The sequence below is a fragment of the Asticcacaulis currens genome (assembly GCF_028550395.1).
In the GTDB taxonomy this organism is placed as follows: Bacteria; Pseudomonadota; Alphaproteobacteria; order Caulobacterales; family Caulobacteraceae; genus Asticcacaulis; species Asticcacaulis currens.
On sequence record NZ_JAQQKW010000002.1, the window covers coordinates 250060 to 273994 of the forward strand.

Here is a 23935-nt window from a genome sequence, read left to right on the forward strand (position 1 = left end):
ACCACAAAAAAGGCCCCGCCGCATGTGCGGCGAGGCCGAAAAAGACCGATTGCGGTCAGCTACTGGCTGCGCCGACGCGACCAGAGGAGGTTGAAGGTGTCGGGGTCTTCGCCTTCGAACAGGCTCGCATAGATCGGATGCGGGAAGGAGGGATCATCGAGCTTGATCGAGATGTAGGCGCGGCTGTTTTCGGCGGTGCGTTTCCAGCCGGCGCCAACCTCGGCGGCACCGCTATAGACGCGGTAGTCGGGGGCGTTTTCGGAGCCGCCGTCGGTTTCAACGAGCCTGGCCTTGAAGTTGAGCGAGACGGTCTTGATGGTGCCGGTAAAGCCGGTGTCAGATTTTACAAACGTGCCGATGATGGACATAGGGGTGTTCCTTTCTGAGGTCGGGGCCGCGCCAATCGCGACCGCGATGGGGTCGCTGCGAACGGGGCCGGACCGCGCGCACCCGCAGGGCCGAAGGACGGGCGGCGGGGCGCTTTTTTGCCTCGCGATGCAAAGCGCGAAGCGCGGCGGAAAAAAGCCCCCAAAGCCCGTTGCGCGCCCAAGGTCCGGTTGCGTTCAGACCTCCATCGTCGCGGCCGCCCTTGCGTCGGCCCGCCTCAGACGGGACACCCCGCGCCCCTCAGAGACGGGCAATAATGAAAACCGGGACCGCTAACGCGGCCCCGGTCTCCCCTACTCCGCCGCTTCCGGCAGATCAGGCACTTGATCCGAGGGCGGCAAGGCCAGTGGCTCATGCGCCGTCTCCTCCGGTGGTGCGGGTGTGCGCAGGCAGGCAGGCAGCCAGCCCGTGCCCTGCACGAGTTGCTCGGCGGCTTCGGCCATTTCCGGCTTTTTCAGCTTGTGGAGACGACTGGCCGTCTCATCCCCTACCGCTTCGCGCACCGCCGCTAAGATTTGCCCCTTGGTCACCCGGCTGAAATAGCTGCGCGCCGTAGGGGTCCAGTGGTCGGTCATGTTCAGCCGCAGATCACGCGCCATCATCAGCGAGGCCACATAGGGGGCGGCAGGCATATAGGCTTGCCGCACGGCAAAGACCGTCAGGGCCGTACAATGGGCCATCAGCGACCCGAGCGTTTCAGCGTTGAGCGTCAGAAGATGGGGCCACAGATCGGCGGGGTTATCGGGCAGACCCGCCGCCCATGCTTCGTGTCGGGCGGCGAGCGCGGCGGCGGTCGGGCTGTCGTCTAAGCCTTCGGCGAAGCTTTCAATCGACGCGCTGCGCGCGGTGATATCGAGACAGGTGACGCTGCGCTGACTATAGAAGGTGTCGAGCGCCAGCTTATGGACGAGAAAGCGGGCGGCGAGTTCCGGCTGTTCGGCCAGTGTATAGCGCAGCGCCAGCGTCCAGTGGGTCGTCAGGTCTCGCAACAGAAGATCAGACAGGGGCACGGTATCGGAGGCATCTTCTGTGTCCTCGGTGTGCAGGCCAGCCCCTTCGGCCTGATCCTCACCCTCCCCGTCTTCCGGCGCATCGTCCGGGTGAGCCGCGAAGTCTTCGGTCTCCGCCTCGGCGGCCTCGGGTTCGGGCCGCGCGTCCTCAGGGCGGATCAGCCCCCGATGAATGGCCGCGCCGCCGTCGCTCAACAGGGTGACGATGACACCGCCACGGGCGATGTCTTGCGGATCATAGACGTCCTGCGGGGTCTCAAGGGCGGCGATTTCAGTTTCGAGGACGCCTGCGGCCTGATCGATCTCGTCGGGCAGTTCGTCGGCTCCCTCAAACGGCGCTAACAGGTCTTCGAGCGCCTGTTGCCTGGCTTGCAACTGCTCTGCGGCCTTCGGTGACAGGGGCACGGTTTGCGGATAGACGCGCCCCCAACCGTGCGCATAGGGGTAGTCGAGCGCGGCGGCGGCCCATTTCCAGCCCTCGGCGGTCTGGGTTTCGGTGGCCAATGCCGTTAGGCGGTCGAGGACCAGCTGGTCGAGCAGGCCTGCATCCGTAAAATAGCCGCCGCCTTCTTCGGTAAAGAGGTCGCGGGCGATGACGCCGCCTGCGGCTTCATAGGCATCTGCGCCGATAAAGCGGGCGCGGCGATCCTGTGAGGGGACCTGTCCTTCGGTGAGAAGGCGGCGGATGTGGTAGGGATCGGCGTAACTGCCCCTGAGGCGGTCAAAGACGGCTTCCTGTCGGGCATGGTCGGCATTGACGGTATAGGCCATCAGTTGCGTCAGGGTGAGTTTTTCATCTCGGAGGGCCTGCAGGAGGACGGGCGAAACCGCGCCGAGGCGCAGGCGCTGTTTGACCACGTGTTCAGAGACCCCAAAGCGGGCGGCAATATCGGTCGCATCCATGCCCCGGTCGATATTCAGGGCGCGGAAGGCTTCGTACTGGTCGGCGGGGGTCATGGCCTCGCGGGTGACGTTTTCGTCGAGACTGACCTCGTGGGCGTCGTCGGTATCACGGATGACGCAGGGGATGAGGGTGTCACGGGGGATTTCGGCATCTTTGGCGCGGGCGATCTGGGCGAGCCTGCGCCCTTCACCTGCGGTGACGTAATAGAAGCCGGTTTCATCGCCGTGGTCGTCGCGCTCTGGCCTGACGATGAGGTTTTGCAAGAGGCCCTTGGCGGCAACACTGGCGCGAAGGGCTGCCAGTGCGGCAGCGCTGTGCGGGGTTTTGCGGGCATTGTCGGGGGATTTGAGGAGGCGATCCAAGGGGATCAGGGTGTGGGTGACGCCTTGGGCCGCGAGGCTTGAGGCGGATTTGAGGGCTGGTTTAGACATGGTCTGTTCCTTTCTAGGCTTGGGTTTCAGCGGGCACACCGCCGCGCTGAAACCCTGGCCGTCGCCGAGACCGGGGTAGCAGAGGTCAAGGCCGTTCTGGCGGAGGGGTATCCCCCGGCTGCACGGACGTGACCGCGTGTCCCTAAGTCTCAGATGACCGGAGGAAGACGGGGAGACCGCCAGAAGGGTTCTTGACCGGCGCGAGGGCGGAGCCCTTAGCCCTCCCCCACAGACCCTAAGATGCCCTCAGCACCTTACGGCCCTGGGTTGAAAGCTTCACCCGTTCGTGTCACCCTCAAGCCGATCCCACCTTAGATGTGCGCCCATGACCGATGTCCCGCCCATGCCCCCACGCGGCTCCCTCCAGGAGGAGGCGAAGGTGACGATGGCGACCGAGCGGCTGTTCAATGAGGTGGTGAACGGCATGGAGAACCCGTGGCTGTCAGGGCAGATGGCGCGGATGAACGAGATCATGCGGCAGGTCCGGCCCTATGAGGCGGCGCTGATACCGGACCGGGCGCAGGAGCTGGAAGCCTTGGCCAAAGCCTGGGCGGATCGGGACATAACGCGGCTCCAAACCCTGCTTCAGGTCTATTTTGACCGTCGAAAGGCGCTGGTCCCGCAGCTTGTGAAACTGATCAACCGGCCTCAGTAACGGTAAAGGGCCGTTGGGGCCGCTCTATGACATATTGATGACAGAACGCATTTCCACTACCTTGACGCGCAACCACAATTCAAATGCCCCAAACTCAGCCACGCTCTAAGGACGGGCACTGGCCATCCGTATAAGGTTTTTCAGCTCAAAGTGTATGAAGGGAGCGGGCGTATGCCCACGCAGGACTCGGTTGTTGAGACACTCTATCTGGAGGTGAAGCGAGAGCTTCTGTCCGGGCGTGTCCTGCCGGGCGAGCGGATCAATATCAAGGCCTTATGCGAGCAGTACCATGTCAGCAAATCGCCGATCCGCAATATATTGAACCGACTCGTCGGTGAGGGCCTTCTGGCGGCCCAGGCCCATGACGGGTTTTACCGGCCGAGGGTGACTGTTCAGTCGTTGCGGGAACTCTATAACTGGGAGCAGGACATTGTGCTGCTAGCGTTACGTGACGGGGCCATACCCTCCGCGCCACCGCCAGAGCTTGCGCTCGATAACGCAACCGAAGACAGCATCGAAGCGGTTCTCAGACTGATCGCTGAGGGCAGCGGCAATAGTGTGTATCGGACCGCACTTGCCCAGGTGTCGGCGCATCTTGGGGCCATCCGCCGCAGTTCTCCGTTCCAAGCCTTTGACGTCGAGGCAGAAATCAACAGCCTGCTTGAGGCGCTGAAAGAGCCCAATCCGGACGCGCTGCGCCGTCGGCTGAAACGCTACTACCATCGACGCTTGTCAAGGCTGTCGGACATTGTGGCCGAAGCCTATCGCTGCCGCGCCCAGTAGACGTCAGAGCCCCCTACCGCCGTCACCCCTGAACATTCGGGGTATCCCGGAAGTATCCCTGCCAGAACACTCGCCTCACGGGCGTAGGCTCACGGGGCCATGCACCGCATGGCTTTCCAACCTCAAACCTACAGGAGTGTATGATGACCAAGCGTACGACCATTGCCGCCCGCCGCGTGGGACTGATCGATCTCGGCAAGGCTACCCGCCAGACCAAGGGTCTGACGCAAATCCAGGCGCTCGACAGCGTGTCTGGCCAGTTCCGCGACCAGCTCGGTCTGTCGGCAGACTAAGCTTCGGGTGCGCGCTCCCACGGCGCGCGCCCTCTTCTCCTTCCCATTGTCAGCGTCACCGACCCCCGGCTTCGCCGCGATGGGATCTCACATCCACGCTGAGCCTTCGGGCTCAAACTCAGGAGACTTGGTATGCTTACAGTCTTTCGCCGCAGAGCGGTACGCACGTCTCTGGCCGACCTCGGTCGGGCCACGACACAGACGAAGGGGCCGACACCTATGGTAGGCCTCGATAGCGTTAGCGGCCAGTATTGGGATCAGCATGCGCCTTTGGCGGACTGACCCTCGGGCGCGTGTCCCGGCGACACGCGCCAATGCCTGACCCGCAAACACACAAGGCCGTCTCGCAAGCGAACCCAACGACCTTAGCCGTTTGCTCCACCGCAGCACCCCCCAAATCTCAGCGATTCTGCGAGAACGCCCCCCATAGAGAGAACTGGACTGACAGATGGGCTACGATCTGGCCAACGGTCTTAGCTATTGCTTTGTCGATGGTCGCGCCGTTTTTTTCGACCGGACACACAACCGCTATTTTGCCTCTACACCGGCCAGCGCTGACGCCCTCTCGCGGCTCGTGGCTGGCGACGTCCTGTCTGCCGCAGATGAGGCGGAACTCGCGGCGCTCGTGGAGGCCTGCGTGATACGGCCCCGGGCTCAACCGGGTCTGACACCCCCACCTACCCTTTACAGCCTCCCGACGCGAACCGTGCCTGCGATCGACCTACCGGTGGCGGTCACTTGCGGACTGAGCGTGTTTTCGACCCGAATGGCCGTGACCCTGGCCCTTCGACTTCTGCCGCTTAACTTGAATCTGTCCGGGCTCGCCAGTCGCAAGCGGCGCTGCGCAAGTCGCACGTTGGCCCCAAAAGGCGCCCCCTCCCCGACACTGATCCATGGCTTTCTGGGCACGCGGCGCCTGCTCTCCATGAGTGATAAATGCCTGCCGACCTCTCTGGCGCTATGCCATTTTTTGCTTTCGCACGGCTATGAAACGGATGTCGTGATCGGCGTGCGTCTGCGGCCCTTCGCGGCCCATGCCTGGGTGCAGCGAGGTGAGATGCTTCTCAGTGATGTGCTTGACAATGTTCGCCCATTCACGCCCATCGCGGTGATCTGACATGGCCTTCCGGTACATCGCCGTTGTCTATACTGACCCCAACCCCTTCACAGAGCATCCACCAGCCTTTGTGGCCCCTGACCTGAGTCTCCAGTTCCACACAAACAGACTGGCCGTCTGGGCGAATGCCCCAGCCATTGCCTTTCAGCACCAAGACCAGGCGGGTGTGATATTGGGCACCCTTTTTGGGCGGGCAACGCCCGCGCAAGTGGTGGAGACCCTCACCCAGTCCTCCTCCGAACGGATTCTCGCCTCGGCGGGCAGAGACCTGTTTGATGACTATTGGGGTGGCTATATCGCTCTGCTGAGCCTGCGCGGGGACACCCGAATTGAGGTTCTCCGTGACCCGTCAGGCGCCCTCCCCTGCCTTTATTTTGCTACCCCCCATGCGGTCTGGCTGGCATCTGATATTGATCTTCTTGTGTCTATAAGCGGCCTTGCCCCCCAGATCGATTACACGGGTCTGGCGAGGCACCTGTTTGCCGCGGACCTGCGCTCGCCACGAACGGCGTTGGTCGGCGTGCGCGACCTGCTGGCCGGTCAGTGTCTGCGCTTGCCTGAACGTCAGATTACCGACCTCTGGTCCCCGTGGGCGCATGCCCTGCACGTCGATGACCGGCCGCGAGATCAGCTGGCCGAAGACCTCAAACACACACTTGAGGGCTGTGTGTCAGGTTGGGCGAGCCGGTTTCAGCACGTCTGGCTGTCCCTCTCCGGCGGTCTGGACTCCTCGATACTCGCCTGCGCCTTGGGGCGAAGCCCAACCCACACGACCTGCGTCACCTTGTCGACGGCTGATCCTGATGGCGATGAACGCACCTATGCGAGGCTGGCCGCCAGCTCGCAAGGTCTTGCTCTGCAGGAGGAGGTCCATAGCTTCGCGGACATTGATATCGAGCGTTCCACCTCCGCGCATCTGCCCCGGCCTTCCCAGTATCCGTTCGCACAGAGCGCCAATCGCCTGAAATGGGCGGCATCGCAACAGTTTGGCGTTGACGCTTATTTTTCGGGCGTGGGCGGGGACAATGTGTTTTGCCATCTGCGCTCTGCCTCACCGCTGGTCGATCGCTTTCGGGCACGGGGACACTGGTCGGATCTGTGGGCGACTTTGACGGATATCTGCCGTCTGACCGGATGCAGCTATGGCGAGGCCCTGCGCCACGCGGCGAGACGCCAGCTGCGGGCCTCACCGAGGTACGACTGGCGCGGCGTAGCTGGCTTTTTGTCGAAGGCGGCAATCGACGAGATCGGCGACACGCTTTATCACCCGTGGCTGGAGGCCCCGTCGCAGGCCCTGCCGGGCAAGGCCGCGCACATCGCGCACCTCACCCGCATCCAGGGTACGATCGATGGTTTTCCAAGGCACTGGCCACCAGACATTAATCCGCTCTTGTCGCAGCCGCTCGTCGAGTTGTGTGTGGGGATACCATCCTGGCGGTGGTGCGAGGGCGGCCGGGATCGCTCGGTCGCGCGACGGGCTTTTGAAGCCGATCTGCCCGAGGCGGTCATCCACCGCACCTCCAAAGGCACCCCGAATGTGTTCGCGTTTGAGATTGTGGAACGCAACCGGGCGCGTTTACGAGCGCTCTTGCGCGACGGCCATCTGGCGCGGGCCGGTCTAATCGACGTGGAGGCGATTGATCGCGTGCTTACACCGGCGCACGTGATGACGGCACCGGATCATATTCTGCTTCTGGGATTGAGCGAAGCTGAGGCTTGGACCACCCATTGGCAAAGCGTCGGGCATACGACAAAGCCCCCGCGCCAGGAGGACACCCCCAGAAATGAGACCCCGCCCGACTCCCGGGCGGGGCCACCCTAGCCACCCGCCCTAAGGCGCCGGAGTGGGGCTTGGGGATCTGTCTTTAAGGGCGCGCAGGTCTCGCCAACGCGCGTACTGCGCGGCCTTTTCGGGTGACGGATCGGTTTGATCCATCAACCAGAAGCGAAACCAGTCTATGGTCCGTGTGTAGACGGCGTTTCGATGCGCCGGCTGCCATTTGACGTGGTGTTCGTTCGGGTAAACGATCAGTTCGACGGGTCTCCCGGCCCCGGTCAGGGCGGCGACACCGGGGAGCGCGCCCAGATACTCCTCATCCGCGGACTGGATCAGCAACGGCGTATGGATGCGATCGGCATTGACGACAAAGGACGTTGAGCGCCAAAAGGGCTCGTCATCGGCCTGATCGGTCTCTATACCGTAGGCTTGCAGGGCTTTGGAGAGACGCGGCCCGTTCATGACCGAAGCCGTGAAGCTGTCGGTGCAACAGCTACTGGTGACAGCGGCGGCAAAGCGGTCGCTGTTGATCAGTCCGAAGTGCACGGTTGTGGCCCCGTCACTCAAGCCGGTCAGACCGACGCGCGCGGGATCGATCAGGCCACGCTTATCCAGCACATCGATCAGGTCTTCCAAAGTGTGCAGGATGTTCCAGCGGCTGCGCCAGTCGGTATAGTCAGCCTTGGACTGAGCGATGGGCGAGGTAAATCGCTGAAACGAGGCCTCGCTGCGAGGACTATGGAAGCTCAGGACGGCAAACCCCGCTGTGGCGAGCGGCAGGATCGGATTCTCGTCGCCGGTCCCGCCACGTAGAAAGCCCCGTGAACTGTATTGCACGATCACGAGGGGCAACCGGGTGCCGGGCTTATAATCGGGCGGCAGGACCAGATCACTGAACACCTCAATCCCGTTGCGATTTTTGATCGTCAGACGTTCGACCTTTGGCAGGCAATAACGCGCCCAGTCGGGGTTGGGGTCATAGAGCGGCGACATCTGGCCGGAGGTCAGATCGAGGTTTACCAAACGGCGGGGCTGAAGGGCGGCCTCCTGTGCGCAGATCAGGTGCGTTGACTGACGCTCACAGCCCTGAAGGAGGCCGGTCGAGTGCCAAATCCGGACCGGATTGAGCCCGTCAGCGGGCATGCGGTAAAGTGCCATCTCATTATTGGCCCAGCCTTCGCGACGGAGAAAATAAAGACTATTGCCGGTCGCATCCCCCCATATCCGGGTAATGTTCTGGCAGGCCTCTTCGACGCAACGCACGGGCTCAGCATCCCTGCGTTGCGCTATCAGCGTGGTCGGCGCGTTGATGTTCTCAGGATCGGTTCTGCCGACACTGAACGCTGTGCGACCGACCACCGCACGCAGGGGGTCTGGCTTCTCGGAAAGCTTGGCCACCTCTTCAGGGGTAGCGGCGCGGCGCGTACCGGCCTGCAGGTCCATCACCTGATAGACGACCGGGATCGGCTCCAAGACACGCGGCCGCGACCCCGTTAGGGGGTGAAACCGCCCATCAAACACCCAGCCCTGTCGCCCTTCACGTTCGATGTCGGCCTCAGCCTCGGCGAAGCCCGGTCGACCCGCATAGACGAGCCTAGTGTCGTCCAGCCATTGCACGTCCTCGATGTCATAGGTCTCCTCAATGACAGGCGTTGCCCCCTCCCTTTTGATGCCTGCGCGCCAGACACGCACGCGCCCCTGGTCCTGACGCAGATAGGCCAGATGCGTGCCCGAGGGCGACCACCGCGGCTGGATGGTGAGGTTTGCGCCTGACGGTGCGTTTCGGGCATACCCCCAACTGGGTATCGTCCAGAAGAGATACTCACCGCCGACATCGACGACGATGGGGTCTGCGGCGTCGTCGATCGCTTTGATGACCATGCGAAACGTGTAGCGGTTGGTTACGGGATCGGCTTGCCGGACCTGAAACGCGATATAGCGACCATCCGGCGAGAGGCTGAGGAGCGGTGTGGTTTCACTGGCGCTCATCGTGCCGATGTCCACCAGACGGACCAGAACGTCGGCGGTGACAGGGGGCGCCTCCTGCGCCGCCGCGAACGCGACGGGCGGGAGGCAACCCAATGCCGCCAGCAGTGCCCCGACGCTGATCGCGCCGGGACACCAGAATTTAGACGACCTCATCGCTCACCACGCCTTCACGAGAGTCAGGCTGATCGAGCGTCCGATGATTGAGGCGTTGGTGCTGTCAAAATCTACCCCCGGAAAGTCCCGACTGGGGCTGGCCGCATAGGGCGGGCGCCGGTCGAGCAGATTGATGGCCGAAAGGGCGATCCGGGTGCCGCGCAGATAGTCTGAGCGCGAGGGGAAGGTGTAGGCGAGTTGCGCATCAAGCGTCGTCCACGACCCGATGGGTTGGGCGGGGGTCACCCCCACATCGGTGCTCCCGGAGACGTAGTTGGCGGTGGCGTTTGCCGACCATCCATTGCTTTGCCAGGTGAGGCCTGCCCTGCCCTTGAGCTCAGGCGCGCGGAAGATCAGCCCCGAAATGACCGTTTCGGGGGTAGTGGGCAGGGTTTGCTGGCGTACCTCAATGTGGGAGATGTTGGCGAAGGTGCCGATCTCTCCGATGTCGGTCGAGAAAGTCTGCCCATAGGAGACATCAACGCCCTCGGCCGTTTGGGAGGTGGCGTTTGTGTATTGATTGCGCACGATCGCGCGGACCGTCGACGGGTCATAGGTCACGCGGGCATAGTTGAGGAAGGTAACCGCCGATCCGACCAGCGCCTGAACCTCGCTCAGGGTGGGGTTATACTGCACAAATGGCGCGTAAAGCGGCGACGACAGAGACTGGCTATAGACGGCAATCGGCAAAACCACCCGATCGGTGTAATCGACCGAGAAGACATTCAGCCCAAGCCGCAAGCGACTGAAGCGAGACGTCTGGTAATCGATGCCGACGGTTTTCGAGGTGGAGCGCTCAGGGGTCAGATCGTAGTTGCCTCCGAGCGAGACCAACGCCTGTTGGGTACCGGTGCCACCGACAAAGGGTAGATTGACGTAATATACCTGGCGAGCCTGATAGGTCTGCAGAAAGGACGGGGCTTTGAAGGACTTGCCCCAGGAGGCACGCAGGGTGAGATCAGCCATGGGCACATAGCGCAGGCCGATCTTGGGCGTGCTGGTCCCACCGAAGTCGCTATAGTGTTCGCTGCGTGCCGAGAGGTTCAGTTCCAGCGCCTGAAGGCCTGGCCGATCAGGGTTGGCTGCCACAAGGGGCACCAGCGCTTCCCCATATATGAAGCGTACGTCACGCGTCTTGTTGAAGTAGGCCACATCGTTGGGATCGAGATTCCGGAAGCGTTCTTTGCGATAGCCACCGCCCAGGGCCACCTTGACTTCGCCAGTCGGCAGCGTAAAGGCGCGTCCGTTTAAGGTGGCCTCAAGCCCTTCGCTCTGGGAGCGATAGTTGGTGCGGAAGAAGGTCGCCGCCGTTTCGTATTTGCCGTCAGAGATAAAGCGGCTCGACGCATTAAGGGCCGCTACGCGCAATTGCCAGGACGACCCCAATTCTGTCTCAAGCGCCAGCGCGACGGAATGGGCGGGTGTGTGTGCGCGAGACATATAGGCCGGATAGCCAACGAACTGGGACAGTTTCGCAAAGGCGGTGCGTTCGCTGACGAGTGCATCGAGGGTGATTTCGGTACGCGCCCCGGCGAAAAGGCCCCCGGACAGATAGAGGGAGTTACGATCCTGGGGGCGCTGCAGGGTGGTTGTCGGCGTACCCGCGAGGTTTCGCTGACCAAAGGTGATGGCTTCCTGTTCGGAATGCTCGAGGTTGGCGAGGAGATAGCCCCGGTCACCTGCCCAGCCGGAGAGGACGGAATAGGTCCGTTCGGCCCCACCGCCTTGCGTGGTCCCGCCGAGAAGCAGGCTTGTGGTGGTGCCGGAATAGTTTTTGCGCAGAATGAAGTTGACGACGCCCGCCACGGCATCGGAGCCATAAAGGGCGGAGGCGCCATCGGGCACCACATCGACGCGCTGGATTGCCAATAGTGGGATACCGGAGATGTCCGAGGCCTGGAAATAGGTGTCGTAGGCCAGACGGTGGCCGTTGACGAGAACGAGGGAGGCATCGGTGCCAAGACCGCGCAGATTGACGGTCGAGGCGTTGGAATGGTTCACCTGATCGGGCCCACCGGCGCCGGTGCCGATGATACCGGGGTTCTGCCCGCCGGAGAAGTTCTCTGGCAGTGAGCGGATCAGGTCTCCGACCTGCCCGTAGCCAGAGTTCTCGATGTCCTTGCGAGTTAAGGTCCGAACGGGCGATGTGGGGTTGGCCCCACGGATGTGGGTGCCCGTCACGATGACCTCCACCGCCTCGTCAGCCGCCCCTGCCAGGGGGCTCTTAATTACCCGAAGTGAGATGGTTTTCTCATCTTGGCGGGCCACTTCGAGGTTTGTGCCGGCCAGGATCAGTTTCAGGGCGTCTTCGCGCGTATATTCGCCCTTGATTGCGGGCACCCGGCCGACATCGGCGGCCTCATAAGGAAAGAGGATCTGCAGCCCGGCTTGCTCGGCAAAATCGTTCAGAGCCTTGGCGGCGCTTTCAGCAGGAATGTCGAGTTTGTACTTAGGTGCCTGCGCATAGGCGGGCGCTGCGCAGACGAGTGCGGCAGCCAACGCCATAGCTGACAGAGAGACTGACGAATGGTACTTTCGGTTCGTGACAGGTGTCATATTTTTCCCCTAGCCCACGCCACAAGCGGCGTGTCAGGCGATGGCGTCCCGTCACAAATCCGTCTCCACACCTTCAATCACTTAATTTCCAGCCTTTGCGTAACCTGGGCATGACGGCCTCACAAACCAGTCGCGTATGCGCCCACTCCGGACATTTTTGCTGCCAACGGCATCCCTGCCCTAAAGCGGACGACTGCATGCTTCCAAAGGAGCTCGACATGACCTGGAGATCATGCCCACTGCGCTCCGATGGCTTAGGGTGCCTCCTTGACGTTACTTCAGATCGCCGTCAGATGGCAGGTGACATTCCCAAGGGTAACCGAGGGCTTTTGTCGAGGCATACGGCGATTTCACGTTAAAGTCCCTCCTTGAATAGGAAGGTTGAACGAACGACACCGCTCAGATACTTCATTGTCTCCATCGCAACGACAAGCTGAGCACCGTACCGCGATGCGGCGAACGCCCGGCTACACCTTCACGAAACTCGACTAACCGCAGGCGACCTGGCCAAAAAATGGATTTGAAGCTACGACTTCTGGGTAGACGTCCGTGTTTATCATACAGGTTGGGCACCAATGCCCGCCCTTCAGATAGAGGTTAGGTGTCATAGTGAATGTATGTCCTCGCGAACATTGCCACGCCGCTACGCTGTAGGGTCCACGAAGATCGTCCGATAGGCATTTACCGCCTCTGAACCGGGCGGCGTCTTTCAGCAGTGCCAAGTCCCAGTCCACCGGAGTTCTGCTCTCATCATAGCCGTGGTCAAGTGTTGTCGGGCTTTTTGAAGGTTGCACGTAATCAAAGCCTTCCCAGGTTCTGGCCAAGCGATCGCACACTTCGCGCGACCCGAAATAGGCGTTTATGTGCTCCACATCGTTGTCAGCAAACCACCGGAGTGAGCCCCCTTCCGCCTTAGCCATGGCTTCGATACGCTTGGATATAGCTCTCGGGAAAAGGCGGCTTGCCAGCTTGACGGCGACGGGGACATTTTCCGAGATCGCAGCGAGAATATCCTCGATTGTATCACGTCGGAAGGGTACCAGCCGTTCAAGCTCATCGGAGTCGGAATACCACTGACCGTGGAAGTTTTGGGTCGCGAACCAGTGAGGCGACAACACATTCCGGTAGTCAGCTATGCCCATCACCGCAAACATCTTTTCCATGTACTCATGATTGACGACCCGGCAACTGGCACCTCCGCCGATATTGTAGAAGCGCCTCCAGAAGTGATCCGGTACGCCAGAGACACAGATATTGGTGAGCAGCCGCCCGGAGTCGCGGGCGGATACCCATTCGAAGACCCCGTTTATCGGATTATGGAACATAATCGGGTCCGACATTTTCCATATCTCAGGATAGGCCATCCCGGTCTGACGCAGTGAGACCCAATGTTTAAGTCCGGACTCCGCCACGATCGCCTCCGCCTGCGCCTTTGAAACTGCATAATGATCGAACTGGCTGATTTTGATAGGATCACCCGTCCGGCCCCAGTGAAAAGGCGGATTGCGGCTGCCGGTTTCAGCCACCGTGCCGATGTAGACCAGCTTAATCGCGTCCGGGTCGGGTTGGGCTTTCACCGCCCTGACAATGTTGGCGGTACCGCCCACATTAACCCTATGCGTCAGATCCGGAAAACGATCCGCAAGCGGCGACACCATGCCCCCTACGTGCAGGACGTAGCCTGCGCCTTTCACACCCTTTTCCACGTCTTCGTAACGAGTCAGATCCCCCCATACCACCCTCACCCTATTGTGGCGGCTGAACCGTTTAATAACGGGATGGGATTTTTCTTTAGGCAGCACAAGAATCCGAACTTCAAAGTCGTCGGTATCGGCCAGTTGCTTAAGCACCTCCCGGCCCATATTGCCGGTTGCACCCGTTAAAAACACCGTCTGCCGCATTGCCATTCTCAGACTACTTTCTTGTTTTTCCGCGCTAAAGTTCGACCGTGGTCCCGGCGAACAAAAAACCGCTCAAAGGGAGGATAAAACCCGTTCGCACATAGGCACTCGATAACCCGCCGCGCTAGGAGCCGCTGGCTTCACCCTAAAAGGTCGTCCGGCCGCCCGACGTGTCGAACACTGAGGCGGTGGTAAAGGAGCACTCTTCCGAGGCCATGAAGCACACCATGGCCGCCGATTCATCGACAATGCCCAGACGCCCCATCGGGATTTTCGAGCGCATATAATCGACCTGGCTTTGCGGCAGTTGCGCCAGAATGGGCGACTCAAACGTGGCCGGGGTCAGGGCGTTGACAATGACGCCCTTGGTGGCCAGTTCCTTGCCCAGCGACTTGGTGAAGCCGATCACGCCCGCCTTGGAGGCCGAGTAGGCCGAGGCGTTCGGATTGCCTTCCTTACCGGCGACCGAGGCGACATTGACGATGCGGCCATAGCCGTTTTCCAGCATGAAGGGGATGATCTCACGGTTGCAGTAGAACAGGCCGTTGAGATTGATGTCCATGACCTTAAGCCACGACTCGACCGGGAATTCCCACACCGGCACGGTCGCGCCCGTAATGCCCGCCGAGGCGACCAGAATGTCGATCTTGCCTAAGATTTCCGCCGACTTTTTAGCCGCCGCAGAGACCTCTTCCAGCTTGGAGACATCGAGCGCCACAAAACCAGCCGCGCCGATTTCCGTGGCGGTGGTTTCCAGCAGTTCGGCATTCAGGTCCCACAGGACGACCTTGCCGCCCTCAGAGATGATGCGTTGAGCGGCGGCCTTACCGAGGCCCCCGGCGGCACCGGTGATGACGGCACAGCGGTTTTCAAAACGTCCAGCATAGGTCATTAGCCGATGATCTCCTGATGTTCGAGCGAGAAGGGCACAACGGTCTGGCGCTGTTCGCCGAGGCCGGTGATGCCGAGGTGCATGGTGTCGCCCGCATTGAGGTAGATGGGGTTTGGCTTCTTGCCTTCGCCGACGCCCGGCGGCGTGCCGGTGATGACCAGATCGCCCGGTTGCAGGGTGATGAAGCGTGAGATGTAGCTGATGCAGTGGGCGACGTTGAAGATCAGGGTCTTCGTATTGCCGGTCTGCATGCGCTCGCCATTGACGTTGAGGAACATGTCGAGGTTATGCACGTCGCCAATCTCTTCCGGCGTGACAAGCCACGGGCCGGTCGGGCAGAAGGTGTCGCAGCCCTTACCCTTGACCCACTGCGTGCCGCGCTCCTTCTGGAAGGCGCGCTCGGAAATGTCGTTGACCAGCACGTAACCGGCGACGTGGCTGAGCGCGTCGGCTTCCTCGACATAGCGGCAGGTCTTGCCGATGATCAGGCCGAGTTCGACTTCCCAGTCCATCTTGGTCGCATCGCGCGGCTTCATCACCTCGTCATTAGGGCCAGTGAGCGAGGTCACGGCCTTGGTGAAGAAGATGGGCTCCGGCGGCACGGGCAGGTTCGATTCGGCGGCGTGGTCGGCATAGTTAAGGCCCACCGCAATGATCTTGCCGATCTTGTTGACCGGAACGCCATAACGCACGTCGCCTTCGACGACGGGCAGGGCCGAGACGTCGGTGGCCTTAAGGCCCGAAAGCTTGGACAGGCGCACCTCTTCGGGGGTGATGTCGGCGACGACCGATGACAGATCACGCAGTTTGCCGTCAGCGTCGATCACGCCGGGCTTTTCCTGACCCTTGGGGCCAAAGCGAACGAGTTTCATAAAGCTTTCCTCAAAAATAAAGCCAGATCAAAGCGACGAGCCGTCTCTGGCTTTGATCTGACGATATGGACCACCCCTGAAGGCAAGGCCTTCAGGGGTGAGTTTCATTAATGTTCGTAGGGGCGATAGAGCTTCACTTCGGGGTTCAGGTCCACCCCAAAGCCCGGCTTATCAAGCGCCGTGACCTTCAGGCGGCCCTTTTCCGGGATCGGCTCATTGAGCAGTTGCGGATGGAACATGGGGGCCACGTGATCGGCCTTCGGCGCCATCATCAGGAACTCGGCAAACGGCGAGTTGTGACGCGTAATGACGAAGTGATAGCTATAGACCGAGGACCCATGGGGCACGACCAGCGCGCCGTGCGCATCGGCCAGGGCCGAGATCTTTAAAAGCTCGGTCACACCACCGCACCAGCCCACATCCGGCTGGATGATGTCGCAGCAGCCCATTTCCAGAAGCATCTTAAAGCCCCATCGGGTCGATTCGTGCTCACCCGTGGTGACCAGCATGCCGGCCGGGACGTTCTTCTTCAGTTGCTGATAGCCCCAGTAGTCGTCCGGATTGATCGCTTCCTCGATCCACTTCAGACCGTACTCATGGCATTTGTGTGCGAGCTTCGTTGCGTAGTTGACGTCGAGCGCCATCCAGCAATCGTACATCAGCCAGAAGTCTTCACCGACGCGCGAACGCATATCGGCGATCAGCTCGATATTCTTTTTAAGGCCTTCGTCGCCTTCGATGGGGCCGTGATAGAGCGGCAGCTTGCCGCCGATAAAGCCCATCTCCTTGGCGAGGTCCGGGCGCGCGCCGGTCGCATAGAATTGCAGTTCGTCGCGCACCGCGCCGCCCAGCATGTGATAGACCGGCTCCTGACGCAGCTTGCCCATCAAATCCCACAAGGCCAGATCGACGCCGGAAATGGCGTTCACGACAATCCCCTTACGGCCATAGTATTGCGAACCAAAATACATCTGATCCCAGATTCGCTCATACTCAAACGGATTGCGGCCTTCGAGGAAGCGCGCAAAGTGCTTTTCGACCATATAGCAGGCGGGCTCACCGCCGGTCGTCACCGCAAAGCCGACCGTCCCGTCATCGGCTTCGATTTCAACGACCAGCGTGCCCAGCACATTGATGCCGAAGCTCTTGCGGCTCTGACGATATTCCGGATAGCGCCCCATCGAGGTCGCGATGTGATTGTCGATCCAGTGGCCTTCGCCCTGATCGTGGTAATCGGCGCCGCCGCCGCCCTCGCCACCTTTAATGACGTATGCGCGCACCTGCTTGATTTTTGGAGAAATTTTCATAGCTGTCTTTACTGGAGATTAACAAACATACCGCCGTCGACCAGCAGTGACGCGCCTGTCACGTAGCCAGCGAGTTCATCGGAAGCGAGAAAGATGACGGGGCCCGCCAGATCTTCGGGTTTCCCCAGTCGGCCCAGCGGTACACGCGACGCCATATAGGCGCGCTTTGCCGGATCGGAGAGATCATCCTTGTTGATGTCGGTCTCGATTGTGCCCGGCAAGACCGCGTTGCAACGGATCCCGTGTTTTCCCAAAGCGATCGCAGTGGACTGCATCAGGGACAGAACACCTGCCTTTGTTGGCGTGTAATGCGTTTGATACTCCCCTCCCACCAGGGCGGAAATAGACGAGACAGCGATAATAGAACCACTATGCCCCTGCTTATTTCGCCCTTGGTTTACCATCTGCTTGGCAGCGGCCTGGCACATGTAATAGGCCCCAAGCAGGTTGACTTGGGTGGTCTGTAGCAAGACCTCGTGCGGCATATCAAGAAAGCCATGGAAGGGACAAATGCCGGCATTGCTGACAAGCGTGTCAATCCGACCAAACGCCTCCACAGCCGCCTGAACAAAATCAGACGCTGTGGCAGGGTTCGCTACGTCCCCTTTCAGAGCAAATGCCTTGCCACCCGCCGCCTTGATTTCGGTGACCGTTTGAATAGCGCTGTCGTCGTCACCAATATAATTAATCGCGAGGTTAGCGCCCTGTCGTGCCGCCCCCAGGGCAACGCCCCTGCCAATTCCTTTGGACCCGCCGGTGACGAGGACCACCTTGTCCTTCAGCAAGAGGGGGCTTTTCGTCGGGCTCATTGAGAATACACCAACCATTCTCAGTGCCCCGCCAGCATGTTGCCAATCCCGATGACAATGGTCGCGGCAACGAGGATGGCTATACCCGACCACACACGCGAACGAGTTGCCCTTGAGGTTCCCGCCCATTCCTTCAGCCAGAAGCCCCATAGGGTCGAGAATAGGATGATCGACGCCATGTGCAGCGTCCATGACGAAAAGCCATATTCGCCCATCTGGCTTTCGCCCATGGTGTAGAAGAAGAACTGAAAGTACCAAAGCGTGCCGCCGACTGCCGCCAGCAGGTAGTTTTTAACCAGAGGCAGGTTGTGGCCATCACTTCGAACCCCACGCCATTCACCTGCGGTACGGTTTTTCAGGATGAGGTAGCCGCACCACAGAGCGTTCGTCGTCAGTCCACCTGCCAGAACCACGCAAAGGACCGGCAAACCGACCCACAATGGGCCTGTACCCGCTGCGGCCGATGCTTCGCGGATAGGGGCGCCTGCCGCCAGACCGAAGGCGAAGCACGACGACATCACTCCGGAAAAAACGGCAATCAGGATACCCTTTTTGAGATTGAATTCCCCCCGGCTTACAGGGACCCCGTGGGCATCTGCCCCCATATTCGCGTCAGCGGCGATTTCCTTTTCCTTCGCTTGTCCGGCGGCGGCGACGGTAACGATGCCGATAATCACAATCAGAATGCCCAGAAGGACGATCTTCCCGGATGTTGTAGCCGCAAGAACGCCGAGCGTGCCTGAAAACAGGGGCTCACCCAATGTTCCAATGACCGTGGTCAGGCCCAACGCGACAGCCATGCCAAGGCTCAGGCCGAGAAAGCGCATGGTGAGTCCGAAGGTAAGACCACCGAGTCCCCAGAGGGCACCCCACACGTAACACCACCCCAGCGTCGAAGGCGCCTGCGCTGATAAAACCCCGAGCAAGTCTTTGGTCTGAAGGGCGGCAAAAAGCCAGGGTGCGATCAGCCACGAGAAGATACCGCCCGTAAGCCAGAAGATTTCCCACGACCACGCCTGAATGCGTTTGTACGGCACGTAGAAGGAGGCGGAGGATAAGCCACCGAGCCAATGAAAAAGAACGCCTATAAGCGGATTAGGTGTCATGACTTGGTCCTAAGGGAAGGTCAGGGTGTTGCGACCCGGCTTGAGCGCCTGCTCGCGGTCGTTCCACACGAACACGCCGGACAGGTTTTTCGGGATGTCGATAGTGGCTCTAAGCTGTGTGCCCGTCCGGCGGTAGCGCACAGAAACGGGTCCCGCCGGGGTCTGGGCGGTGGCATCCAGCTTTTTGAGGCTACCGAGGTGCGGCTCAATTCTTACGGCGGCATAGTGCGAGGCTGCCGGTTTAATGCCGGCAATGATCTCCAGCATGTCCGCGGTCGGGTGCGCGCTCCACGCGTGGGTATCAGACCGCGTATTGCCCCGCTCCTCCGGCCATGTCGTATAGTTCAACTTCAGAAGATCACGCCACGTCTTTAAGAGGGCGTGATACGCCTCGCCCTCACCGGCCTTTTCGAACGCTTCGACAAGGTACCAGGCAAAGTAATAACTTACCGGTGTAATGCCGTCCGGTGCATCAATCCCGTCTCCGGAGGTGATGCGCTTGAGGATAGCTTTCGCCGTCTCCTTCGGCACCACGCCGTAAAGGATGGCCAGAGCGTTTGTATGCTGGGAATAGGCCTTGAGGGCGGGTGTATCGGCAAAAAGCCCGCGCTCGGCATTCCAGCATTTTGAGCGAACGCCTTCGGCTATTTGGGCGGCCCGCGTATCAAAGGCCGCCGCGCGTGCCGTTTCACCAACCGAGGTTTCCAGCGCGCTCATCTGCTGAAGCGCGCCCAGATAGTGCAACGCCATGAGGCAGGAGTCACCGTTTTCGTCGTAGGTCGGAAAGGCGTTGCGATCCGCCCCGGTTTGCCCGACCCAGTCCACGAAATTCCAGCCCGGATTTTTCCTCAGCAGGCCACTGTCGCTCACAAACGGATCGAACCAACTCATGAGTTCGCGGGCGCGCGGCAGGTTGCGCGCAACGACGCCATTATCCGCATTTCTCTCCTGGTAATCGCTCAGCATGGCGATCCACAGCAGGGAAAAGGTCGAGATGGTATTGCCACGATGAACGGGATAGGCCCCTTCCAGCACTCCCTCTTTCGTCCTGGAGCGCCCCATGGCATCGATCGCGTTTACCGCCAGACGCGTATCTCCAGACACAGCGTAGGAGATCAGTGCCTGTAAGCGGGTATCACCGATATACTGGAGTTGCTCCCAATAGGCGGTGTCCATGTAGGTTTCGTGGGCATCTATCAGCGCCGTGCGCCAGCCCACTTCCCATATCTTGTTGAGTTGCACATCGTCGGAGAGAAATGAGCCGATCTGCTGAAACGGATAGCCCGTCTCGTAAGTGGAGAAACCCTTTAAGACCAGCGGCTGATCCTTGGTCTCTATGTCCAGTTCCAGATAGCGCCACGTCCGCCAGAACAAGGGGGCAAGCGTTCGCTCGGCCCCGTCGAGACGAAAGCTATCCTGAAGCCCTTTCGCGAGGCGGGTTCCCACCTCGTCGCGATCGCCTTTCATATTCTTTTCGTCATACAGAGCCTCAGAATAGGTGGCCCGGATCGTGGCGTCGGCACCCTTTGCGACCTCAAGGGACGGGTAGCCGGAAACCATCACGTCCCGGCGCAGCAGAATTTTGCCCTTCGTGTAAGCCGGGATTGTTACCGCCTTATCCGGGAAGCTGTCCGTTCCGGGAATGTCCGTCCTTACGACCCTACCCGATGACACCTTGCGATAGATCTGTTTCGGCAACGGGTTCGGCGTCAGGGTCCAGGACGGGACTTCACCCGGCTTCACAATCGTTTGGGCGTCCGTCCACTGTATCCCGGTGCCAGCCCCCTGCTCCCAGCCCCAGTTGCTTTTAGCCGCATCGATTGTCTCCGGCGAACCTCCGACATAGTACAGAGTTTTGAATTGTTTGATTATTTGAGCATATCCCGAACCAAAGCTTCGCCCCTTGTCGAGCGAGACACGCCAGTTCGTGCCCGAATCCAAAGCCTCGAACTCCGTACTTTCGGCGTCCAGATAAAAACCACCGCGCGCGCTGATCTGGGCCAGCGGCCTGACGGCAGCGGAGGCGTTCCAAACAACGGCGGCAATGCTGTTTTCGCCGCGTTTCAGATAAGGCGCGATATCGACGCGCTCATATCTCCAGTTGGCGAGATCACTGGTGGCAGGACCTGAAACCACACGCTGCCCGTTGACATAAAGGACGAAACGGTTATCCGCACTCACCCTTACCCACAGGGCCTTGGGGCGCTTCGTTACACTCAAACTCTTCTGAAAGTTCTGGACCCCGCCCCCGGCGGGCAGATCCGGGTGGGCAATCCATTGAGCGTCCTTCGCGTGGACAGGCGCACTCAAGGTCAGGCCAAGGCAGAAAGCCAGAAGCGACAGTGCGTGGGGTCGAGCCGACATGCGTTTTTTTCTCATGAGTGCCCTGCTGTGAGGAAAAAGAGGCCAGGTCGTGGACCTGGCCAGTATTAAGGTCAGAGGGGAGGAAGACTACTGACCAAAATTGTACCGCAGAGTGACACCATACTTCCGCTGATCCGGGAAGTAGCTCGACAGATAGCCACCTGCGGCCGCCCCCTGGAACTGGGCAAAAGCGCCCATGTTGCGGTCTTCATCGAACAGGTTCTGCGCCCAAGCGCTTAGTTCCCATTTCTGATTGGGCTGACGAACGCCAAGATACAGATCGACGGGTGCGTAAGCCGAAATCCGGAAGCCGTTGCGCTGATTTTCCATTGGCGCGACATATCGCACAAGACCGCGCGCAAAGAGGTCGAGATTGCCAACATTCCAGCTGTATTCCGATTGCAAGGAGGCGTTTAGCTTGCCGGGGATATTCTGATCCGTGTTGATCAGCCCTCGATTGCTCGGGCACACGGACACTTGACGACCACGCTGAACGAACGGGGCCGCTTCGTCGGGAATGCCGTCATTGTTGCTGTCATTGCAGTAAAGCAAGGCGTTGACGTAGTGAGCATCGACGTAGCTCAGGTTCAGTTGCGTGGACCAGTTCGCCGTTGGCGCCCACGCGACCAGAGCCTCGATACCGGTCGCTTCCACATCACCATTGGTGTTCAGATTGATCCCGCCGGTGGCGGCATCATAAAAATAGGAACCGCCCACGCCCGGACCAGCCGGTTCGTTCGGCTGCGCTGCCACCCGGACATACACATTGTTGGCCCGACCGATATAATCCTTTACGTCCTGTTTGAAGAGAGACGCATTGAAGGTAAGGCGACGGTCAAACCACTTCGATTTGACCCCGACTTCGATCGCGTCAGTGACTTCATCCTTGTATGACAGATAAGCCGGATTGAGACCTTGAGCGGTGACAAACGAGGTCAGCCCGCCGGGGCGCAAGCCGCGACCGTAGCTGGCATAGGCCATCAGGTCTCTGGAGAAGGTGTGACGATAACTCGCTGACCCCGTCCAACCCTTGGTCTCCCGATAAGATTGAGATTCAGGCACCGACGGAATCACATTGCCGAAAACAGAGATGTAGGAGTTGCCGTCAGACTCGTTCTTCTGCCAGCGCAATCCGAGTTCCAGCTGATCCTTATCCGTCAGGGCAAACCGGTGGTTGGTGAAAAGCGCATAGCCCTTGGCATAGTTACCTGGCCGGTTAAAGCCGGTCATCTCTGTCGTCAGCACTGGCCCGTACGGGCTGATGTAAAAATAGGAAAGGGTCTGCGCGAGCTGGAACTCGAATGAGCTGCGCGAATAATAGGCGCCCACCATGTAATTCCAGCGCGGATTATTGACCGATTCAAAGCGCAGTTCGTGCGTCGTCTGCTGCGCCTTCAGATCAGTGTTCTGGTAGTTGTTGTATCCGGAGATAACGTTGGTGAAATCCTGATCGCGACGCGAGGCATCCTGAGTTTGCTGGTAGCCGCCAATGTAACTCAGGCGGTGCCCGATGACGTCCCAGGTGACGTTTAGGGATGTCAGTTTGGAGTTGTTGTAGAAGTCGGCGTCGCCTTCAGCGATGGCGGCGTGATCGGCAACGGTCAGTGTGCGACCCGGTGCTTGACCGGCACTGGTGAGGGGCGCACCGATTGCCGGGCGATAGTTTACGACGCGGTTGTTTACGTCCTGATGGACCAGCAGGATTTCCAAATCGGACGACGGTTTGTAGAGGAGCGAGGCACGCGCGCCATGCGACATATTGCTGTTTTCGCGGCCGTTGATGATATTCTCCACACCGTCGCGGCTATGATCGTAAAGGACGGCCACACGGAGTGACAGTTTGCCTTCGATCAGCGGCAGATTGCCAGCGAGTTGCGTATTGACTTTATCCAGAGACCCTATGGTCTGGGTGACAGTGCCTTCGCGAAAACTCAGATTGGGACGCTTCGACGCAATCGTAATGGCACCGGCCGGAGACGTCTGGCCCCGAAGCGTACCTTGAGGCCCTTTCAGCACTTCAATCTGACCGACGTCAAACAGGCCGCGAAAGGCCGTGGCGGTCGAGATCGGCGTCTCGTTCCAATAGACCTGCACGGTTGGACTCGCACCCGTATCCGGGTCAAACGAGACGCCTCGCAGAGAGATGTTCTGTCCGCGCCCGTCCGCCGTGTTTAATTCAAGGCCAGCTGTGACCTTTTGCACATCCTGAAAACTCTGGATGTTTAACTTTTCAATGGTCTGAGCGGTAACCGCATCGATCGACGACGGCACCGACTGCAGGGTCTCCCGCTTTTTCGTCGCCGTAACGACCACTTCGGTGACATCGGTTGCTGAAGCCTCCTTGCCGGAAACGGCGGAGACGTCCTCCGCCATAGCCGGCGCAAACAACCCCAACCCCATCAGACATGCCGACGAAAGCATCGTCGCCCTCAGATTTCTCATAGCGTTTCTCCAAGGCGGGTTTACCCCGCCATCCACTGTTTCATTGATTAAAAGCGATCCGTTTTGATTGGTTCGCCTGAATTGGTCTCAACTCCCGCCGCTCGCTTCACCGAACGATCACCACTGTGCAGAGTTGTGCGACACGCCTCATTAAGTGTCAACTACCGTTTCATTAAATTTCTCAGAA

The 23935-nt window shown here is 60.1% G+C and carries 17 protein-coding genes; 5 read left to right on the plus strand and 12 right to left on the minus strand.

Annotated features, from left to right (window positions below):
* Positions 1-59: 59 nt before the first annotated feature.
* Positions 60-368, minus strand: a complete 309-nt coding sequence (locus tag PQU94_RS04275) for a DUF736 domain-containing protein (RefSeq protein WP_272740259.1) — start codon at positions 366-368, stop codon at positions 60-62.
* 312 nt (positions 369-680) lie between these two features.
* A complete protein-coding gene (locus PQU94_RS04280) occupies positions 681-2732 on the minus strand; it encodes a ParB/RepB/Spo0J family partition protein (RefSeq protein ID WP_272740260.1) in 2052 nt (683 codons plus the stop codon).
* A gap of 379 nt (positions 2733-3111) precedes the next feature.
* Here PQU94_RS04280 and PQU94_RS04285 point away from each other — a divergent pair, with 379 nt between their 5' ends.
* The 5 genes from PQU94_RS04285 (at position 3112) to PQU94_RS04305 (ending at position 7402) form a co-directional block, all read left to right on the plus strand.
* Positions 3112-3387, plus strand: a complete 276-nt coding sequence (locus tag PQU94_RS04285) for a hypothetical protein (protein WP_272740261.1) — start codon at positions 3112-3114, stop codon at positions 3385-3387.
* Between the two features lie 171 nt (positions 3388-3558).
* Positions 3559-4170 carry a GntR family transcriptional regulator gene (locus tag PQU94_RS04290; protein ID WP_272740262.1) on the plus strand — a complete coding sequence of 204 codons (612 nt, stop codon included), beginning with the start codon at positions 3559-3561 and terminating at the stop codon, positions 4168-4170.
* Between the two features lie 143 nt (positions 4171-4313).
* Positions 4314-4463 carry a lasso peptide astexin 2 gene (locus PQU94_RS04295; protein ID WP_013479924.1) on the plus strand — a complete coding sequence of 50 codons (150 nt, stop codon included), beginning with the start codon at positions 4314-4316 and terminating at the stop codon, positions 4461-4463.
* 448 nt (positions 4464-4911) lie between these two features.
* Positions 4912-5580: a lasso peptide biosynthesis B2 protein gene (locus PQU94_RS04300; RefSeq protein WP_272740263.1), complete on the plus strand. Its 669-nt coding sequence runs from the start codon at positions 4912-4914 to the stop codon at positions 5578-5580.
* Between the two features lies 1 nt (position 5581).
* Positions 5582-7402, plus strand: coding sequence for an asparagine synthase-related protein (locus PQU94_RS04305; protein WP_272740264.1), 1821 nt, complete (start codon positions 5582-5584; stop codon positions 7400-7402).
* Between the two features lie 9 nt (positions 7403-7411).
* On the opposite strand, the gene atxE2 is transcribed toward PQU94_RS04305, so the two are convergent.
* From atxE2 to PQU94_RS04355, 10 genes are all read right to left on the minus strand, one after another.
* Positions 7412-9499 carry a lasso peptide isopeptidase AtxE2 gene (gene atxE2 / locus PQU94_RS04310; protein ID WP_272740265.1) on the minus strand — a complete coding sequence of 696 codons (2088 nt, stop codon included), beginning with the start codon at positions 9497-9499 and terminating at the stop codon, positions 7412-7414.
* A 3-nt stretch (positions 9500-9502) separates the two neighbouring features.
* On the minus strand, positions 9503-12055 hold the full coding sequence (locus PQU94_RS04315; RefSeq protein WP_272740266.1) for a TonB-dependent receptor: 2553 nt from the start codon (positions 12053-12055) through the stop codon (positions 9503-9505).
* Between the two features lie 488 nt (positions 12056-12543).
* Positions 12544-13956, minus strand: a complete 1413-nt coding sequence (locus PQU94_RS04320) for an NAD-dependent epimerase/dehydratase family protein (RefSeq protein WP_272740267.1) — start codon at positions 13954-13956, stop codon at positions 12544-12546.
* A gap of 145 nt (positions 13957-14101) precedes the next feature.
* Positions 14102-14848 (minus strand): SDR family NAD(P)-dependent oxidoreductase, encoded by a 747-nt coding sequence (locus tag PQU94_RS04325; protein WP_272740268.1) that lies wholly within the window; start codon positions 14846-14848, stop codon positions 14102-14104.
* On the minus strand, positions 14848-15720 hold the full coding sequence (locus PQU94_RS04330) for a 2,4-didehydro-3-deoxy-L-rhamnonate hydrolase (RefSeq protein WP_272740269.1): 873 nt from the start codon (positions 15718-15720) through the stop codon (positions 14848-14850). Before PQU94_RS04330 ends, PQU94_RS04325 begins: the two co-directional genes overlap by 1 nt.
* A gap of 107 nt (positions 15721-15827) precedes the next feature.
* Positions 15828-17027 carry an L-rhamnonate dehydratase gene (gene rhmD, locus PQU94_RS04335; protein WP_272740270.1) on the minus strand — a complete coding sequence of 400 codons (1200 nt, stop codon included), beginning with the start codon at positions 17025-17027 and terminating at the stop codon, positions 15828-15830.
* A gap of 8 nt (positions 17028-17035) precedes the next feature.
* Complete coding sequence (gene lra1 / locus PQU94_RS04340) at positions 17036-17836, minus strand: L-rhamnose 1-dehydrogenase Lra1 (RefSeq protein WP_368407058.1); 801 nt, start codon at positions 17834-17836, stop codon at positions 17036-17038.
* 20 nt (positions 17837-17856) lie between these two features.
* Positions 17857-18942: an L-rhamnose/proton symporter RhaT gene (rhaT, locus tag PQU94_RS04345; RefSeq protein WP_272740272.1), complete on the minus strand. Its 1086-nt coding sequence runs from the start codon at positions 18940-18942 to the stop codon at positions 17857-17859.
* A 9-nt stretch (positions 18943-18951) separates the two neighbouring features.
* Positions 18952-21306 (minus strand): alpha-L-rhamnosidase-related protein, encoded by a 2355-nt coding sequence (locus PQU94_RS04350; RefSeq protein WP_272740273.1) that lies wholly within the window; start codon positions 21304-21306, stop codon positions 18952-18954.
* An 87-nt stretch (positions 21307-21393) separates the two neighbouring features.
* Positions 21394-23748 carry a TonB-dependent receptor gene (locus PQU94_RS04355; RefSeq protein WP_272740274.1) on the minus strand — a complete coding sequence of 785 codons (2355 nt, stop codon included), beginning with the start codon at positions 23746-23748 and terminating at the stop codon, positions 21394-21396.
* Positions 23749-23935: the final 187 nt, after the last annotated feature.